This is a genomic window from Cohnella lubricantis, from assembly GCF_014212015.1.
In the GTDB taxonomy this organism is placed as follows: domain Bacteria; phylum Bacillota; class Bacilli; order Paenibacillales; family Paenibacillaceae; genus Cohnella; species Cohnella lubricantis.
Genome location: NZ_JACJVN010000013.1, coordinates 75,604 through 91,005 on the forward strand (window position 1 = coordinate 75,604; position 15,402 = coordinate 91,005).

Below are 15,402 nucleotides of genomic sequence, written 5' to 3' on the forward strand. Positions count from 1 at the left end.
ACATTACCGAATTTATGCGCGCCTTCGGGATCGCGCCCATGCCCGCCGGGCGGTTTTGGCATCGCAATCAAACAACTGTTGCAGCATGTCCAGCACGTTCCGGCGATACGTCCCGGACAGCCGCCTGATGTCAATGCGGCCATGATGCTGGTTGTCCAGTTCGACCGACATATCCCGTTCATCCAGCGGAAAGCGGAACACGGTGTCCTCCCAACGTATCGCCTGCTGCGGCAGCAGCGAATCGATATACGACTCGAGTATGGCGATCTGCAGAGTGGGAGCAATCAGTCTGTAAAACGAAAGCGGCTGACCTTCCGCTTCGTGAAGGCACAGCCGCTGCATCAGCTCCGCGTTTTTATGCATGCTGAGCCGGCTCAAATTGCTGCACCAAACCCGCTTGTCGTAGCCCGGCAACTCCAGTCCTTTCACAAATTCGGTGTGATCGGTGTCGAGCAGCATGACATCGTATGCCGCTTCGCCTCCGGCTTGAAGCAGGGAACGTTCCAATTGCGCTGGCGTGATGAGCCCGGTCGCCACATCGATGCCTTCAAACTCCCGCAGCGAATCGCCGAATTCTACTTGCGGCAAATAGCCTTGCATGGACTGGGCAAGGGTGGAATCCACGATCAACACCTTTCGCTCCATCGCCGTGAGCAGCTTGCCCAGCACAAGGAGCAGGTGGCTTTTGTCCGGCGCGCCGAAAAACACGACTTTTTTCATGACGGCCTCCTTCACTGATTAAAAATGTGCTCCAGTTTATCCACTTTTGCAGGCTCTTCAGACGGCGAAACTGGTGCCGGATCTGTCGAAACAGATGGTGTAGGCTCCACGGACGCTTCCGGCCGATTCTCATTCGTCGTTGTCGGAATGGAAGGGGAGGGCAGCGGCTGCGCAGCTGGCGGTTCTTGGTCGACCGTAGCCGTTGCGCCTGCCGGTGGCGGCGATGGGGTCGCCTCATGCATGGCATTGCCTTGTTGTGTGACAATCCGTTCGTTTTGCAGTTGTTGCTGAACCGTTACGCTGCCGCTCGTTACGCGCAGTTTGTCCGACTCGCTCATCGCCTTCAGATTGTCATCAAGTGTCGTTCGCAGTTGGCGGGCAAGCTCGGTTGTCGCTTTTTCGAGCAGGTTCGGATCATGTTCCATCAAATCGAGCACCTTCGGATTGGCGGGATAATTGACTACCGCCGATTCCTGCAAGCCCGGCTCGATGTAGGGCAGGGCATACAGCCGCGCGCCTTGCAAGTAGGCATCGATGATCGCGCTTGAAGTCCGTAATATATCCAGCTCGTTCATTTCCAGCCAGATGACATTGCCGGACAACTCCCGCGCCTTCTTCTTCGCCAGCAAGACAAAATCCTCGCCAGTCGGGAAGTTGATTCGCACGTCGATGTACTGTCCCTTTTGCAGATTGGAGGGAAGCTGAATGACATGAAACTCCTGCACACGCAAATCCTTGGGGATCGGCGCGCTCTCGTACAGCATGGAAGGCATCAACGGCGTGCCTGGCTGTAATTCGATTTTGGCGCTTTTGCCGATGACCGCATTCTGATCGGTAATCATCCCTTGCGGCACCAGATTCGCAGGCATCGGGACAGACTTGAGGTCTTCCGCCTTCACCGTGTCACCGGCAGGAATGGTGCGCGCCACAGTCCAAACGCTTCTGCGCAATTGTTCCTTTATCGATTTCAGTTCTTCGATTTGTTTTTCATAATGTTCCTTCATTTGCTGCTGTTTCTGCTCTTGCTCTGATTGCTTTATCAGAGAATAAATGGCCGCAGCCACAAGTAAACAAACGCTTACGGCAATCGCGGCGATAATAAGCGTCTTGCGGTGCCGATACGTCCACGACATCGCTCACGTCTCCTTTCAAACCGAGATTGAAGTGCTATCGAATGTCTTTACCGGGCTTCGTCACGGCGCTTCGGCTTTTGCTGGGTTACAGCCTGATGCTGCTCCAGTTTTTCTCGCGCCCATGCTGGCATATGCTCCGGTTTTATCAGACCCATAAAATCCTCCCGATTCCAGCGGGACTCCTCTCCGGAATACAGATTTAACACATAGACGGCGCGACCTCGGGAATAGGCAGAGGTGCCAAAACCGCTTAACGCCAGCACAAGCTGATTGACTGCGGTACGATATTCGGGACGCAGCCGTTCCGGCCGAATGACAACAACCTGGTTGTCTATGCGCATGTCTTCACGAATCGGCTGACATTCTGCCTGAGTAAGGGTAGTTAGGGGCACCATGACGCTTGCCCGTTCATCTTTGAGATCCTCCAGTTCCCATTGCACACGGGAGATGAAGTCATTCATGGCCTCAAGATAATCTGCGCTGGCCGCAATCGCGTAAAATTGCTCGACACCCAAAGAATTGTTTCGGGTGCAGGTACAAACCATATACGGACGTTCGGCATTGGATTCGTCAATGCCAAGCAATACTTCCACCTTCCCGATGGAGATGGCCTGATAAACTTCATAATTGTCCACCATTCGTTTCAATTCTTCCATCGTCCATCCTCTTTTCCTGGATCGTTGCGATCTTCCTTCGTTCTCCGACCCGATTAGATTGACCGGCTTCGCGAGGCTTCTTGTTTCGCGTTTGCGGCTCCTCGGTTTCATCCTCCGAAACTTCAATGCGGTTGAAACCCGGCTTTTCTTGCATCAGGCGTTCATACTGACGACGCCTCCCTTTCGTAAAATACATGTATATCGCCTCCCCAAAAATGGGCATAAAAAAGCTCTCCGACTAAGGGGAGAGTGCTGCCGAACAGGATCGCCCTGTTTCAGATACAGGTTAACGTTCCTGTTCCCGTTGCCGTTTTTTATACCAGCTTTCCAGTAGTTGTACGATCAGGTCTTCCTTTTGCTTTTCGGTGAAGTCCCTCGGAAAGAAACGGTCGATCCGCTCGCGCCGAATGGTCATCTTTTCTTTCTGGTTCGGCTTCTCCTCTGTGAGAATCGAGAAGATGACATCCACGTTAAGCCGCCCGTCCTGACTCAGTTTTTTCATGCGCTGCGCCTGCGCCAGCGAAGGCGTGCAGTCCTCGGACTGCATCGTTTCGTACAGGGCTTTCTGTTCTTCTTCGGCCAAGTATGAAAGTTCTACGGCCGGATTGAAGGCGATCCGTTTATCGTCTACCATTTCGAGAATGAAGGGGGTTAGTTCGGTAAGACGGATATAGCGCTGGATTTGATTGCGACTTTCCCCTGCCTGATCTGCCAAAATTTCAACTGAATATTTGCCTCGTAAATCCTGCCCAACTTGGGTAGAATTTTCTTTACTCGGTCTGCCCGCCTGTCTTTTCATCGCCTCCAACTTCATCTTATAGGCGAATGCTTTCTCGCTTGGCGCAATATTTTCCCGTTGCAGGTTGCTGTCCACCATAATGATCGTCGCCTGATCGTCGTCCAGTTCGCGGACGATGCAGGGCATCGTTTCTCTGCCTGCCAATTCGCTCGCTTTTTTACGACGATGTCCGGCTACCATTTCATAGCCGCCGTCCGCCTTCGGACGAACCAGGCCGGGAACAAGAACGCCGTATTGCTTTACGCTGTCCGCCATTTCCAGCATCGCTTCATCCGCCTTCACCTTAAACGGGTGGCCGGGAAAATCGCTGATTTCAGATAAAGGGATGTCCAACACTTTTTCCCGCTTTTCATCGGCGCGGCTCTCCTCGGTGGAGAATAAATCAGCGACTGTGGTCAGTTTGATGCTGGCGCGCATGTCGTCTTTCGCTGCCAATGCTCTGCACCTCCTTCGTAAAGGCGGCATACGCTTTTGCCGTTTGACCATTGGGGTCATGAGCATAAATGCTTTTTCCCTTGGCGCTCGTTTCCGCCGCGCGAACGGATAAGGGAATTTCGGTGTTGAACACGCGCAGCTTGTCGCCGTAGTCGCGCCGAAGAACAAAGGAAATGTCTTTGGCAAATTTCGTCCGGCTGTCTACCATCGTGAGCAGCACGCCGTCCAAAACCAACTTCGGATTGATCTGCCTGCGCACACGGGCAATCGTCTGCAAAAGTTGGGTCATTCCTTTAGCCGGCAAATAATGCGCCTGTACAGGAATAATCACGCTGTCTGCCGCAGCCAGCGCATTGATGGTCAACATGCCCAAACTCGGCATGCAATCGATCAGCACGTAATCGTAGTCGGCTTTAACGGAATCGATGTACGAACGCAAAATCGTTTCTCTGCTCATCGTATTGACGAGCGATACCTCGACAGCGGACAATTCAATATTGCCTGGCATCAGGTCAACGCCTTCATGGTGATGCAAAATACCTTCCCGCGCTTCATAGGATTCTTCCAGCATCGTCTTCGCCAGCAATGTCGCCAAAGATACCGACAAATTATCCGGTTCGTGGAAACCTAACGAATCCGTCAGATTGCCTTGTGCGTCCGCATCAACCAGTAAAACCTTTTTCCCATCGGCTGCCAAACCGATCCCCAGATTGACCGCCGTTGTGGTCTTGCCCACGCCGCCTTTCTGATTGGCGAGGGCGATCACCTTGGTCATCTTACACTTCTCCTTTCATGCAAAAAGCCGATTGTACTGAACATTCAAGTTCAGACAATCGGCTTTTTGAAAAGTAGTTATATATAAAAAGAGAGCGCCCCCGACAGTGGAAGACGTTCTCCTGGATATTCCTTAATTAATGCAACACCGAAGCTCAATAAGAATATCACCAAAGGCCTGAGGTACAGCGAACCCTTTTGTGGGCAAATAACCTCTTTCCAGTAATAAAGTCAATATCAATCTTGGAAATTGAAAATAACACTTTGTTATTCTGCCACTATACATTAAGCACACGATAGAGCCGTGGACTTGGATTGGTCACTCACGTTATTCTTGGAGAAGCTGGTTCCTACAGACTTTTGTCGATTTTTTGGAATGCTTTATTAGGTACCATAATTAATTTATATTTCCCTTCTGGAAGTTCACTAACCACTCTGCGAGTATCACTATCCTTTACGGTAATTCCAATAATTACTTGATTTTTATTGAAGTCATTAATAATTCTAGTGAGGAATTCTTCCATGTCATTTACGACGATACTGTGTTGTGCTGGCTCGTCAAAAATTAGTATTCCAGGATGATTCCCTGAATCTTTCGAAGAAACCTGTAGTAGCGCCAAAGTAAAAGCCCAAATTGCTCTAATGTTATCACTTGCCGATGAATCGAACTTCATATCGAACCCTTCTATTGCCGGCAAATAATTTTCCTTCGAGACTTCCACCTGGTTTAAATTTGAAACACTTTTGTATCCAAATTTTCTTATATTATCAACAAAGTATTCTTGTAAATGATTGAGTTTAATCTGATCCTTCTGAGAATACTTATTCTCAGGCAATGCGGCTTTCTTCTCAAGATAATCCTTCCATCTATCTGATAAAATTTCAAGGGTAACTTTATGATTTGAATAGAAATCCAATAATTTATTTAAATTACTTATTTCGGATTCAATACTTAAACGTTTATAGACAATCGCTTCTGAATAGCTATCATTTGTCTGGTATAAATCACTACGTAACGATTTAGCCAAACTCCGAAGTTTAAATAGATTCCCTTCCAAAAGATTAATGCTGCTTTGAAATTGCTCACTATTGCTTTTATGACTTAACATCGCAAACTCAAGCATGTCCTTCTGAGCATTTAAATGTCTTATGTTATCGTCGATACTCATAATCGGCATGTGATTCGGAAGCGGAAGTAATGTGTCTGCAATGTCTTGATGGCAAGTAGGACAAATATCTTTAGAAGTATAGAGGTCGAGCCCTGATCCGAGATTTCGAAGACGTGCAGCATCCTTATTGTTATTAATGTCCGTTTTGATGATCTCGAGATTATTTTGTAATCGCCTAATACTAATATGTTCGGAATCTAAAAGATCTCTTAGTTTAGTTATATCCCTTTCATATTCACGTATTGTTACCTCGGTTTCGTTAAGTTCGATCTGAAGCTCTTCAAAGTTATCGATTATTTTAGGTTTCAGTGCCTGCAGATCATTGTACTTTTCAGTTAAGTCATTTATGTATTCATCAATGTGTACGCCACCCTTTTGAATTGTAATCTTTGAATAATCTAAGTCAGTTAATATTTTTGGGGAAAGCGGTAGCCCTGTAATGCTGCAGGCTTCCTTTTCTACTAACAGCGTGATGTCCCTTACAACTGTAGTCCACTCTTTTTTAATATTATCTTCTTCAGAACGTAAATGATCTTTTTTTCTTTCATTATCCAGCGTATCCAAGTTTAAAATGAATTCTATCACGCGCTTCTTTGATTCTTTAATCCCAAGTATAGGCATTCCGGCTAAAATATCTGCCCAACCATGCTTTTGTTCTATAAACATCCCAGAAAATATCAATTGAAGATACAATTTCCTGACAGCATCATCTGAAGCAGGTACAAGAGGTAATTCAAAGTGTAAGAACGTTTCCAAAAAATTGTGAAAGCCCTTCTTATTATTTGCAGCGTTAGGCATATGCACATACATATCTTCCATCAGCGTATCTTGCCGGTGAATGTTTTCCATGTCTGAGTAGTAGACACTAATCAATCGATTATCCCTATTTTCCATCTTAGCTGCTCTGAAAATGGTAATAACTTCCATACCATTGGTTATTTCCAAATATGCCCCTGATTCAAGTACAGTCCAAACATTCTCCCCTTCTTCAATAATTGATTTAAAAGCTGCGGTAAGTACCTTCTCACCGCGTCCACCAATAATCTCCTCAAATCCTAAGCAATAATAAATCATTGCAATTATCGAGCTTTTACCACGGGTATTATCATCGCTCGCAATTAGGTTCAATCCCGACTGAAACGTTTCGTCAAATCCAAAAACCTTTTCTTTTGTCTTTATTTCTATTCTTAATCTATTTATTTTCAACATCGGTGTACCTCCAGAATGTTGTTAGCTCCTTGATTTTTTCTTCGGTTAGTTTATTAGACAGCAAAAATAAATACTTCTTCTCAGAGCTTAGAAGGCTTGGATCCTTCATAATTACCTTAATGAATTCCTTTCCCTTTTTTGCAAGGCGAAACAAACCATTCTTCTGTTGATTAAATAACCCCTCAGCAATTGCATACTTCACTGCACGGTTTACTGCTGGATCAAACCTTACGACCGTATAATTATTTGAGCCGTTATTCACAAAGTCCCACAACTTTTCCCTATCGCTAATCGTACTTAATGCATTTGCAATCATCTGTAATTTCATTAATGAGCATCCACCACGTGCATTTAATTCCAAAATAAGACTAAGCTGTGCGATCTTATAGCTAATACGGTAATTAAACGGCACAGCATCAGGTTTAGCGTCAAATATTATCTCATCAGTAAGTACATAGTTTCTGTCCACATCTTCACCTACCCTTGAATTGCATGGAACAATCTGCTAACCAACCACTTATTAAGTCCAATTTTAATTCCATAATTGAGGCTGCATTGAGATATTTAAATTGTTGTTCTAGCTTATTTTGAAAATCATTTAGTATTTCATTGAATACTTTTGAATTCATTGAACTGTCTGAATTCATTCTGGTTATCATTTTTACTTGTTTCTTATACGACTGCTCTAGCATATGTATATCTTCGAAAACTTCCGGATAGCCCTCTCGAAGGATTCTGAGAATCTCTAGTCCGTTAATATACGCTTCGATATACATATTGACTAGATCATTAAAGTCCTCATCCGACTCATCAACGTCCCCCATTACAGCCTTTACCTTTCGTTTAATGTTTGCAGCCTTTTCCGAATCACACTTGGACCAATCTGGCTTACCCACATGAAATATAGCAAAATTTAGTTTAACGTCGGTGATTGTAGTTCTAATAATCCGAGAAATCTCGACCTTAAAATCCTCGGCTGTCTTGATTATGATTGCAAAACCATCATCAATATAGTCATAGGCCTTGGGATTGTTTTTCTTTAGAGCAAGTACTTCTTTCCTCTTCGTCTCCGCATGTGCCACTATCCTAGAATCTTTAAATCTCGGAACAACAAAATGCCACTCCTTAATATTTAGTACCCCTAATTCCTTTAAGCGCGTTGCATACTGCAAAGAGACTAGTTTTTTAATATCTTTTGTCATTTTGTCTCTCAAATGATTATGCAGTTCATCATCTGAATACTCCCGTTCCGGACAATAACATTGATAAACTCTTCCCGTTCGAGTGAATCCCTCAATCCCTCCGTCTCCACCATGAACTGCCGGTATTTCGGTAAAATGTTCATCGTGGTATTTCATCCTGAAACATGATTTGCAAAGTTCTTCCCAAGCGTCACCCGTCAGATAGCTATCTATGAATTCTAGCATCAAGGCACCTCACCAAAAATTGAAATAGAAATCGAACTGCTCAAATCGGAATGGTTTTGTAGAGCACATATGTCCACCATAAAAGTCATGGAAGACGAGCTATATTTAACTTTAGCCAAATGAAATGGCGCATAAATTTTTAGGATTACGACTTCCTCGCTACCGAAAAACATACGATCGTCAACCCTAAGGGATTCAATACGAATAAAATTTCCTCCTCCCTTTAATGCATATCGGGAAAACGAACGTTGAGGTCAGCCTGCCATTAGGAAATTTTTACTTAGACTTATTTCCTATTTTAATTGCTAATGTTACTAAACGAAACCGAAAAATTGACAAAAAAGTTCTTGAATTGCATGTTCTTGTCCCTACATATTTTTGTCCATGCAAGTTCTTTCTCCCAAACCTCATTACTTCAGCCTACCGGCATGTTGTAACTCGACTGTTTGCTTGGATATCCTGCTAGATCGCAACGTACTAACGCTTCGCCAGATTATAAAAAAGAAAACACCGCAATATAAAGGGTGTTCTCTTGTATATTCATATGTTGCAGCTACTCCATTTTCGAAGCTGATCCGTTAACTTATTCCTATGAATTCAACATATCTACGCACCCGACATCCAAATCCAGGTCCAAAACGACGGAAACCTCAATTTTATCTTTGAGCACCTTATTTTTGAAGTCGCTGCCGTCTGCCGTGAAAGTCATAAAACGCACAAAGTGTTGAAAATAAAGGATTTCTACGTATCGATTCGTTGCATTCCTATTACGCACTCCACATGCCCCGTATGCGGGAACATATCGACCGGCTGCGCCTCCACTCTGCGGTAGCCGCCATCCTCCAGCACGCGCAAGTCCCGCGCCAGCGTGGACGGGTTGCACGACACGTACACGATGCGCTGCGGGCGCAGCTGGAGCATCGTGTCGAGCAGGCGCGGATCGCAGCCTTTGCGCGGCGGGTCGACGACGATGACGTCGGGCGACACGCCGCCGGCTTGCCAGCGCGGCAGCACGTCTTCGGCGGCGCCGACAGCGAAGTCGGCGTTCGCGATGCCGTTAAGCGACGCGTTGCGGCGAGCGTCCTCGATCGCTTCGGGGACGATCTCGACGCCATAGACGCGGCGCGCGTGCCTGGCGAGGAACAGGGTGATCGTTCCGATGCCGCAGTAGGCGTCGATCACCGTCTCCCCGCCGGTGAGGGCAGCGTACTTCAGAGCGGCGCCGTACAGCCGCTCGGTCTGCTGCGGATTCACTTGGAAGAAGGAGCGCGCCGAGATCGCGAAGCGGATATCCCCGATCTCGTCATAGATGACGTCGCGTCCCCAGAGGACGCGCGTCTCATCGCCGAACACAATAGAAGCGCGCGACGTGTTCACGTTCTGGCAGATGCTAGCGACACCCGGCACCTGCTCGCGCACAAGCGCGACCAGCTCGTCCTCATGCGGCAGATCCCGGCCGTTCGTGATGAGCACGACCATGCGCTCGCCGGTCGCCTCCGCGTGGCGGACAACGACATGGCGCAGTAAGCCGCGACCGGTCCCCCGGTCGTAAGAGCTCCAGCCGAGCGAACGCGCGATGCGCTTCACCACTCGCACGGTCTCTTCGTTCGGCTCCTGCTGGATGAGGCAGACGTCCATATCGACGATGTCGTGGCTGCCCTGCTCGAAGAAGCCGCCGATCAGGCCGCCTTCCACGGAAGCCGACATGCCGATTGGCACCTGCGCCTTGTTGCGGTAACGCCAAGGCTCGTCCATACCGATCGTCGGATGGACGAGCACGGGGGGACGCGTGGCCGGCGGCGGGCCAACGCTATCAGCCGAGGCATCCGAGGTATCCGTGGCCGCCAACTCGACATCCCCCATCGCCACCGGCAGCTTCCCGATCCGCGCCAGGTTGTCCGCGACGAGCTGCCGCTTCCAGCGCAGCTGCGCCGCATAGTCCCAATGCTGCAGCTGGCAGCCGCCGCACAGCTCATAGATCGCGCACGGCGCCGCTATTCGGTCAGCGCTCGCCTCCAGCAGCTCCGCCAGCCGAGCGCGGCCGAACGACTTGCCGACGCTCGAGACCTCCGCGCGAACGCGATCCCCCGGCACCGCGCCGCGCACGAAGAGGGTGTAGCCTTCTACCCGGCCCACCCCTTCGCCTTCATGCGTCAGTCCGATTATCTCGACATCGACGCGATCGCCAACCTGCACCGGCAGGCCGGCAATCGCCGCCGCCTGCTGCCGCCGCTCCCCGCCCCTGCCGCGGGCAGATCCCGCGCCTGTTGCGAAGCCGCCTTTGCCGCCGTGCCGATTCCGGTCCGCCTGCTGCCGCTCCCTGCCCTTGCCTTGCTTCCGATCCTTCAATCGTGACTCCCCTATCTCCGGTAAGACGATTCGCCGTTCTCGTCGACCAGAACGCGAATGTGCGCCGGCAGCACCTGGAACGAGCACGGCAGCTCGCCCCCGAGCTCCCCGTCCAGGTTGAGCTGCACACGGTCGTCCGTCTCAACGGACAGCTTATTCGTCTGAAAATAAATCATATGCGAGTCGTTCAGATGATCGCCGCGCATCACCGCCATCGACGCCAGCCGGATCATCTCGGCGAGATTGCACTTCTTCATGAGCAGGACGTCGAACATCCCGTCGTCCGTCTTCGCCTGCGGCGCCAGCTTCTCGAAGCCGGCGACCGTATGCGTGTTGGCGATCAGGAAGAGCATGAACTCGCCCTCGAAGTCGCCTACGCCTTCCGCCGACAGCTTCAGGCGCGTCGGCCGGAAATTCACGATTTTCTCAAAACCCTTCACATAATAAGCGAGCTGTCCGATCATCGTCTTCAGCTTGCTGGGCACTTCGTAGGATAAGTCCGTCAGGAAGCCGCCGCCCGCAATGTTCATGAAGTACTTGCCGTCCGCGATCCCCAGGTCCACCGGCTTCGAATGGCCGCGTACGATCAGATCCACCGCGTTCTGCCAACGCTTCGGTATGCCGAGCGCACGCGCGAAGTCGTTCGACGTCCCCATCGGCAGCACGCCGAGCGCCGGCCGCCTCTCGTGCCCGCTGATTCCGTTCACCACTTCGTTCAACGTGCCGTCTCCGCCGGCCGCGATAATAAGATCGAACCCCCGCTCAATCGCTTCGGAAGCGGCGAGTATCGCATCCCCCTTCGCTTCCGTGGCGTGGCACGACGTCTCGATGCCGCCTTTCTCCAGACGCTGGAGAATGAGCGGCAGCCTCCTCCGTATCTCTTCTCTGCCGGAGGTCGGATTATAAATTAACCGAGCCCTAATTCTCTCCAACTTGCTCCCCCTCTTTGCCCTTCACCGCAACTTCCTGCAGCCATTCGGCCGCCTGCCTAACGATCCATTCCCCCACCTTCGGGTGAGGAATGAGCGAGCCCGGCGTGTACTCGCAGCCCAGCCCCGCGAGCCGCTTCGGGATGACCGCCGATGTGAAGTACCCCTCGCTGATGAACACCGGCACCGCCTGCACCCGCTCGACTCTCGCGGCAGCGCCGCGCTCATGCAGCGCCCGCACTCGCGCTGCCGCCTCGTCCGGCCGCAGCAAGGCCGCATCCGCAGCCGCGTACCCGCCTAGCTCCGCCATCCGCCGAGCCAAGCCGAGCAGCCCCCGCTTCCACTCGTCGTAGAACCAAGGCTCCTCGCTGCCGTGGCCGATCAGCAGCAGACCGGTCCGCGCCCGCTCCGCCGCGCTCATGTCCCGCGCCGCCTTATCGAGCAGCGCCTCCGCGATCTCCGGGTCGTCCGCGATCGGACGCCCGTACGTCAGCTGCATCCCAACGCGCAGCCGCTTCAGATCCGTCGGCCGCCGCGGCTCGTCATAGGCGCCGAGCGCCCACCCGATCTCATCGACGTGGACGCTGCCTGATGACACGAACAGCGGCACTGCCAGCAAGTGCGTCACGCCCATCTGCTCCAACCGGTCGATTCCGTCTTGAATGAGCCTGCCCTCCACCAATTCCAGATAGGCGCCCTCCACCGGAATGCCCGCCAGCGCTTCGCGAACGCCGCGGATCGTATCGTCCACTCGGGACACCCAGCGCTCCTCGCGGGAGCCGTGGCTGATAACCAATATGCCGGGCTTCACGAAGGTCTCACCCCATCTTGCGTCCGCTCTCGAATGCTTACTCATTCCATGCTATCCAATCGTTAGGGCAATGTCAACGCGGCCGCCCCGCACCTCAAGGCATTCCGCCTCATAAGAAAAAGGAGGCTCCAAATGGCCTCCTTCCTTCGTGTCTATTCTTTAGATGCCGATGCCGGGCCGGCTTCGTCGCCGCCATAGCGGCCGAGCCGCTCGAGCGCCATTCGGTAACCGTCGTTGCCGTAGTTCAAGCAGCGCTTCACGCGCGAGATCGTCGCCGTGCTGGCCCCCGTCTCGGATTCAATCTGATTATAAGTATTGCCTTTGCCGAGCATCCGAGCCACTTCGAGCCGTTGGGACAGCGATTGAATCTCATTCACCGTGCACAGGTCATCGAAGAACACATAGCACTCCTCGATATCCTTCAACGTCAAGATCGCTTCAAACAGCTGATCAATCGACTTATCATTCAGCTTCTTCAACTGCATAATGGGCTTCCACCTTTGTCCGGATTTCGGACTCGCGATATATTTTACGACCATTATACTTCATCTGATGAATTTATTCAATCTTCACCGCATTAACGCTTTATAGGGTGAAAATGATACGTGCTCCGCGACCCGGCGCAAGCCCCGCCGATCCATGCAACTCGCCCCGCGACCAGGCATCCGCCTGGTACCGGGCATTCGTCCATGCACAATCGCCCCTCCGCACATAACCTATATCAAGCGTACCGGCTCTCCATTCTATTATAACGAAGGGTGTGACATAGAAGCTATGGATCAATCCGGACTCCCAGGCATGCGCGGCTGGACTCCCAACCAGGGCGGCAGTCCGCCGCCTCAGGGCACGTATCCGGGGATCGGAGATCCGTTCGCGGGTCCTCCGGCCCTCTACAATCCGGTGCAGGTCCTCCCGCCGACGACCATCCAATCGACGCCGACGCCGGCCGCTCCCGCCAAGGGCGGCGGCCTCAGCTCGATGATCAACTTCAATGAGATCAAGGGCATGGTCGAGCGGATGGGCGGCATCGACGGCATTCTAGCGAACGTAGGCAAGCTTCAGAAAATCATGGCGACAATGCAGCAGATGGCGCCGGTGCTGCGGCTGCTCATCGGCAAGGGAACCGCCGGCACCGCTGCGGCGGACGAATCCGACGGCGTCCGTCCGCGCAAGCGGCGGCGCACCGGCAAGAGCCGCACGCGCACGGGCGGCCATTCGCGCCGCCGCACCGGCACGCGCCGGCGGCGGTGATCGGCGACGGCTAACGGGTAGAGTAGACACGATACGATGTGCCGGCGGCGCAGCAAGCTTTTGCAGGGGCATGCGAGGGCTTGCGCTGCCGGCCGCGTTCGGCTATACTATTGCTCAAATTCCATATCGGCCACATCGCCTATGAAGAGCATCCAACTCGGAGGCGTTCCCGTCAAGGAGACGGCATAAGGTTATTCCATAAGCCGCTTCTCCCTAAGTCAACCGGCACCGCCCGTTATCGCGGATCCAAAGCGGATCGGAACTCGCGCCTTGCGCGATCGTCCGGTCAAGTTGGGTGGCACCGCGAGTATAGAAGCGCTCCTCGTCCCATACGGAAGAGGGCGCTTTTTGTGTTTTTATCCGAAGGGAGAGCGGTGTGAAGATGCTTAGTATCAAGTGGATTAGGGAGAATGCGGAAGTATTGCAGCGGGCTGCGAACGACAGAGGCATCGACTTCTCGGTTCGCGAGCTGCTGGACCGGGACCGGGCCAGACGGGAGGTACGGCTCGAGCTGGACCGAGTGCGCGAGGAGCGCAATCAATGGACCCGCGCGGCGGGCGAGCAGATCAGCCGAGGCGAGCGCGAGGAAGCGGCATCGATCAAGCTGCAGGTGCGAGCGATACAGCCTCGGATCAAGGCGCTCGAGGAAGCCTGCGCGCAAGCGGAGGAGGCTTACCGCGAAGCGATGCTCCGCGCGCCGAATCTGCTCTCGCCGGATACGCCGATCGGCCTCACGGATCGGGACAATGTCGAGCTTCGCCGCGTCGGCGTGCCAGCCGTCTGGCAAGACTTCGAGCCGCTCGATCATGTCGCGCTTGGCGAGCTGCACGGGCTGATGGACATTGCCCGAGGCGTAAGGACCGCCGGCGCACGGCAGTATTACTTGACCGGCACGGGCGCCCGGCTCCACCGGGCCGTGCAGCAGATGGCGTTGGATATGCTCGAAGCCAGGGGCTTCCGCCTGCTCGACGTGCCGCTGATGGTTAGAGGCGAGACGCTGTTGAACGCGGGCTTCTTCCCGCATGGGGAGGACCAGACCTACCGGCTCGCGGACGAGGACCGCTGGCTGGTCGGCACATCGGAGGTGCCGCTCGTCTCGTACTATGCGGGCGACGTGCTGGAGGGCGATGCGTTGCCGACGCGGCTTGCGGCAGCTTCGCTCTGCTTCCGCAACGAAGTCGGCTCAGCGGGCCGGGACGTTCGCGGACTGTACCGCGTGCATCAGTTCGCCAAGGTCGAGCAGGTCGTGCTGTGCAAGGACGACCCTGACGAGGGGGAGCGAATGCTGCAGGAGATCACCGCGAACGCTGAGGAGATGCTGCGCCTGCTGGAGCTGCCCTATCGCGTCGTCGCCGTCTGCTCGGGAGACATGTCGTTCAAGTCGTACAAGCAATACGACATCGAGACATGGATGCCCAGCCGCGGCGCCTACGGCGAGACGCATTCGTCGTCGCTATTGCTGGACTACCAGGCGCGCCGCGCGAACATCCGCTATCGCGATGCGGACGGCCAGCTGCGCTGCTGCTGGACGCTCAACAACACCGCCGTCGCGTCGCCGCGCATCCTCATCCCGCTGCTGGAGAACCACCAGCAGCCGGACGGCTCGATCCGCATCCCGGCCGCGCTCCGTCCGTACCTCAAGGGGCTGGACCGCCTCGCGCCGCCGGAGCCGCCAGCTTGCGACTGATACCGCCACCGCTCACTCAGGGCTCCTGACGGTCGAGTTAGTTTGTTTGCAGA

15 protein-coding genes are annotated in these 15,402 nt (G+C 52.7%); 2 read left to right on the top strand and 13 right to left on the bottom strand.

Features of this window, described 5'->3' with window-relative positions; all coding sequences use genetic code 11:
* Nucleotides 1-12: 12 nt before the first annotated feature.
* The 13 genes from H4Q31_RS02950 to H4Q31_RS03010 all read right to left on the bottom strand — a co-directional run bounded on the left by H4Q31_RS02950 (nt 13) and on the right by H4Q31_RS03010 (nt 12,896).
* A complete protein-coding gene (locus tag H4Q31_RS02950; protein WP_185177567.1) occupies nt 13-720 on the bottom strand; it encodes a hypothetical protein in 708 nt (235 codons plus the stop codon).
* 11 nt (nt 721-731) lie between these two features.
* The gene (locus tag H4Q31_RS02955) at nt 732-1,853 is read right to left on the bottom strand and encodes an SAF domain-containing protein (RefSeq protein ID WP_185177568.1); all 1,122 of its coding nucleotides are present in this window, start codon (nt 1,851-1,853) and stop codon (nt 732-734) included.
* Nucleotides 1,854-1,900: 47 nt separating this feature from the next.
* The gene (locus H4Q31_RS02960; protein ID WP_185177569.1) at nt 1,901-2,509 is read right to left on the bottom strand and encodes a hypothetical protein; all 609 of its coding nucleotides are present in this window, start codon (nt 2,507-2,509) and stop codon (nt 1,901-1,903) included.
* The gene (locus tag H4Q31_RS02965) at nt 2,475-2,705 is read right to left on the bottom strand and encodes a hypothetical protein (RefSeq protein WP_185177570.1); all 231 of its coding nucleotides are present in this window, start codon (nt 2,703-2,705) and stop codon (nt 2,475-2,477) included. Before H4Q31_RS02965 ends, H4Q31_RS02960 begins: the two co-directional genes overlap by 35 nt.
* A 90-nt stretch (nt 2,706-2,795) precedes the next feature.
* Nucleotides 2,796-3,743, bottom strand: a complete 948-nt coding sequence (locus tag H4Q31_RS02970; protein WP_425351435.1) for a ParB/RepB/Spo0J family partition protein — start codon at nt 3,741-3,743, stop codon at nt 2,796-2,798.
* Nucleotides 3,691-4,518, bottom strand: a complete 828-nt coding sequence (locus tag H4Q31_RS02975) for a ParA family protein (protein WP_185177571.1) — start codon at nt 4,516-4,518, stop codon at nt 3,691-3,693. Before H4Q31_RS02975 ends, H4Q31_RS02970 begins: the two co-directional genes overlap by 53 nt.
* 349 nt (nt 4,519-4,867) lie before the next feature.
* Nucleotides 4,868-6,895 (bottom strand): hypothetical protein, encoded by a 2,028-nt coding sequence (locus H4Q31_RS02980; protein ID WP_185177572.1) that lies wholly within the window; start codon nt 6,893-6,895, stop codon nt 4,868-4,870.
* Nucleotides 6,879-7,364 (bottom strand): hypothetical protein, encoded by a 486-nt coding sequence (locus tag H4Q31_RS02985; protein WP_185177573.1) that lies wholly within the window; start codon nt 7,362-7,364, stop codon nt 6,879-6,881. Before H4Q31_RS02985 ends, H4Q31_RS02980 begins: the two co-directional genes overlap by 17 nt.
* Nucleotides 7,365-7,368: 4 nt before the next feature.
* Nucleotides 7,369-8,322: a hypothetical protein gene (locus H4Q31_RS02990; RefSeq protein WP_209703536.1), complete on the bottom strand. Its 954-nt coding sequence runs from the start codon at nt 8,320-8,322 to the stop codon at nt 7,369-7,371.
* 741 nt (nt 8,323-9,063) lie between these two features.
* A complete protein-coding gene (gene rlmD / locus H4Q31_RS02995) occupies nt 9,064-10,533 on the bottom strand; it encodes a 23S rRNA (uracil(1939)-C(5))-methyltransferase RlmD (protein WP_311771673.1) in 1,470 nt (489 codons plus the stop codon).
* Nucleotides 10,534-10,682: 149 nt separating this feature from the next.
* Nucleotides 10,683-11,603 (bottom strand): diacylglycerol kinase, encoded by a 921-nt coding sequence (locus tag H4Q31_RS03000; RefSeq protein WP_185177575.1) that lies wholly within the window; start codon nt 11,601-11,603, stop codon nt 10,683-10,685.
* Nucleotides 11,590-12,456, bottom strand: coding sequence for a sirohydrochlorin chelatase (locus tag H4Q31_RS03005; protein WP_221626711.1), 867 nt, complete (start codon nt 12,454-12,456; stop codon nt 11,590-11,592). The genes H4Q31_RS03000 and H4Q31_RS03005 overlap by 14 nt, the downstream gene beginning before the upstream one ends.
* Nucleotides 12,457-12,563: 107 nt before the next feature.
* Complete coding sequence (locus H4Q31_RS03010) at nt 12,564-12,896, bottom strand: YerC/YecD family TrpR-related protein (RefSeq protein WP_185177576.1); 333 nt, start codon at nt 12,894-12,896, stop codon at nt 12,564-12,566.
* A 289-nt stretch (nt 12,897-13,185) separates the two neighbouring features.
* On the opposite strand from H4Q31_RS03010, the gene H4Q31_RS03015 reads away from it, so the two are divergent.
* Nucleotides 13,186-13,662, top strand: a complete 477-nt coding sequence (locus H4Q31_RS03015; RefSeq protein WP_185177577.1) for a tyrosine protein kinase — start codon at nt 13,186-13,188, stop codon at nt 13,660-13,662.
* 382 nt (nt 13,663-14,044) lie between these two features.
* Nucleotides 14,045-15,349: a serine--tRNA ligase gene (gene serS / locus H4Q31_RS03020; RefSeq protein ID WP_185177578.1), complete on the top strand. Its 1,305-nt coding sequence runs from the start codon at nt 14,045-14,047 to the stop codon at nt 15,347-15,349.
* Nucleotides 15,350-15,402 lie beyond the last annotated feature (53 nt).

Bases quoted from the DNA above. Each gene is read 5' to 3' on its own strand.
- serS (WP_185177578.1), top strand. From the start codon at position 14,045: ATGCTTAGTATCAAGTGGATTAGGGAGAATGCGGAAGTATTGCAGCGG.
- H4Q31_RS03005 (WP_221626711.1), bottom strand. From the start codon at position 12,456: ATGAGTAAGCATTCGAGAGCGGACGCAAGATGGGGTGAGACCTTCGTG.
- H4Q31_RS02975 (WP_185177571.1), bottom strand. From the start codon at position 4,518: ATGACCAAGGTGATCGCCCTCGCCAATCAGAAAGGCGGCGTGGGCAAG.
- H4Q31_RS02955 (WP_185177568.1), bottom strand. From the start codon at position 1,853: ATGTCGTGGACGTATCGGCACCGCAAGACGCTTATTATCGCCGCGATT.
- H4Q31_RS02950 (WP_185177567.1), bottom strand. From the start codon at position 720: ATGAAAAAAGTCGTGTTTTTCGGCGCGCCGGACAAAAGCCACCTGCTC.
- H4Q31_RS02960 (WP_185177569.1), bottom strand. From the start codon at position 2,509: ATGGAAGAATTGAAACGAATGGTGGACAATTATGAAGTTTATCAGGCC.
- H4Q31_RS02990 (WP_209703536.1), bottom strand. From the start codon at position 8,322: ATGCTAGAATTCATAGATAGCTATCTGACGGGTGACGCTTGGGAAGAA.
- H4Q31_RS03015 (WP_185177577.1), top strand. From the start codon at position 13,186: ATGGATCAATCCGGACTCCCAGGCATGCGCGGCTGGACTCCCAACCAG.
- H4Q31_RS02965 (WP_185177570.1), bottom strand. From the start codon at position 2,705: ATGTATTTTACGAAAGGGAGGCGTCGTCAGTATGAACGCCTGATGCAA.
- H4Q31_RS03010 (WP_185177576.1), bottom strand. From the start codon at position 12,896: ATGCAGTTGAAGAAGCTGAATGATAAGTCGATTGATCAGCTGTTTGAA.
- H4Q31_RS02980 (WP_185177572.1), bottom strand. From the start codon at position 6,895: ATGTTGAAAATAAATAGATTAAGAATAGAAATAAAGACAAAAGAAAAG.